Origin of the sequence: Stieleria sp., assembly GCF_041595215.1 — a bacterium.
GTDB lineage: Bacteria > Planctomycetota > Planctomycetia > Pirellulales > Pirellulaceae > Stieleria > Stieleria magnilauensis.
The window spans coordinates 1-1596 of record NZ_JBFHKV010001479.1; the positions used below are offsets into that span (position 1 = coordinate 1).

A 1596-nucleotide genomic window follows, 5' to 3' on the forward strand; every position below is an offset into this window, starting at 1 on the left:
CTATGGGAAACGTCGGTTCTCACCGTCGGGTTCGTTCACCGCATCGCCTTGGGCGTATGACGGCAAAGTCTTTTGTCTCAGCGAAGACGGATTGACGTACGTGGTCCAAGCGGGCCGCGACTTTGAAATCCTACACACCAATCCGCTCGACGAACTTTGCATCGCGACGCCGAGCATTGCCGACGGGCGGTTGCTGATTCGCACGTTGACGAAACTGGTTTGCATCACCAACGACGAAAAATAGATTCGCCCCTCGCGCCGCTTCCAACCCGAATCGTTGTGTCAACATGTCGACCACGCCCGCTCCTTCGATCCCGCGACGACATGATCTTGATGCGCTCCGTGCGATCGCGATGTTGTTGGGCATTGCCCGGCACGCTGGCTCTCCGCGTCCGTGTATCGTTACGCATGGCTGATCCCGTTGACGATGATTCCCCAAGCATTCATGTCGCCGTACGGGGCGGGCTTCGGACCAGACACCTCGATCGGACTGTTACCGATGCCGTCGGTGCTGGCGTATTACGCCGTGTTTTTCGGGTTCGGCGCGATCTACTTTGATGCGACCGGACTGCAAGGCCACGTCGAACCGGCCGGCTGGCGATCCTGGCTCGCGGTCCTCGTTTCGTTGCTCGTGCTGTTCCCGATCGGACTGGCGATTTCTTCGCAGTACGAAGGACTCGGCAAGATCGCGTCTCTTTTTGTCCAAGCCAGTTACGCCTGGTTGATGACGTTTGGCATGATGGGCGTGTTTCGACAGGTGCTCTCGCGGGAGAGCAAAACCATGCGTTACTTGTCCGATTCATCCTACTGGCTGTATTTGGCTCACATCGCGCTTATCATTTACGCACAGTACTGGGTTCGTGATTATTCGCTGTCGCCGTTTTTGAAATTCCTGATCGTTTGCGTGGTCACGAGCGCCCTGCTACTGCTCAGCTATCAGCTTTTCATCCGCTACACGCCCATCGGAACGTTATTGAATGGCAAACGGATTCGTCCCAAAGCCGCGCCAGACGCAATGAACGCTAAACCCATCACAACCGCCGAACGCCCTCAACCGGCCGAAGGAAATGTCGCATGAGTGACACCCTCCATCATTTGCTGCTCGTCGAAGACGATGCCGAATTGTCCGGCATGATGAAGGATTTCTTGACCGGCAAGGGATACCACGTCGCGATCGAGGCCAACGGTTTGTCGGCGATCCGGCGAATCTCATCCGAAGCCTACGATGCGGTCATCTTGGACATCGGGCTTCCGGGGACGGACGGATTCAGTGTTTGCAAGAGTGTCAGATCACATTTCAAAGGTCCGATCATCGTGCTCACCGCGCGGGGGGAGGAACTGGATGAAGTCGTCGCATTGGAAGCCGGGGCGGATGACTTCATGAGTAAACCCGTGCGTCCCAACGCCCTGCTGGCACGCCTAAAAATTCACCTTCGTCGATTCGACTTGCACCCTGCGGATTCGAGCACCAAACCGGCGGACATCGTTGTCGGTGACCTGAGCATCAGCCTGGGCAGCCGCAGCGTCGTGGTCGGCGATCAACCGATCGAGTTGACGACCGCCGAATTCGACTTGATCGAATACCTGGCCCGCCGC

The 1596-nt window shown here is 57.2% G+C and carries 2 protein-coding genes and 1 pseudogene; all 3 read left to right on the forward strand.

Going from position 1 to position 1596, the window contains the following annotated elements; genetic code table 11:
* Positions 1–244: pseudogene (locus ABX749_RS32275) on the forward strand (serine/threonine protein kinase); the annotation flags it as partial.
* A 150-nt stretch (positions 245–394) separates the two neighbouring features.
* On the forward strand, positions 395–1078 hold the full coding sequence (locus ABX749_RS32280) for an acyltransferase family protein (protein ID WP_372899658.1): 684 nt from the start codon (positions 395–397) through the stop codon (positions 1076–1078).
* Positions 1075–1596 (forward strand): response regulator transcription factor (locus ABX749_RS32285; protein ID WP_372899659.1); only part of this gene is annotated, 522 nt, incomplete at its 3' end. The genes ABX749_RS32280 and ABX749_RS32285, both read left to right, overlap by 4 nt.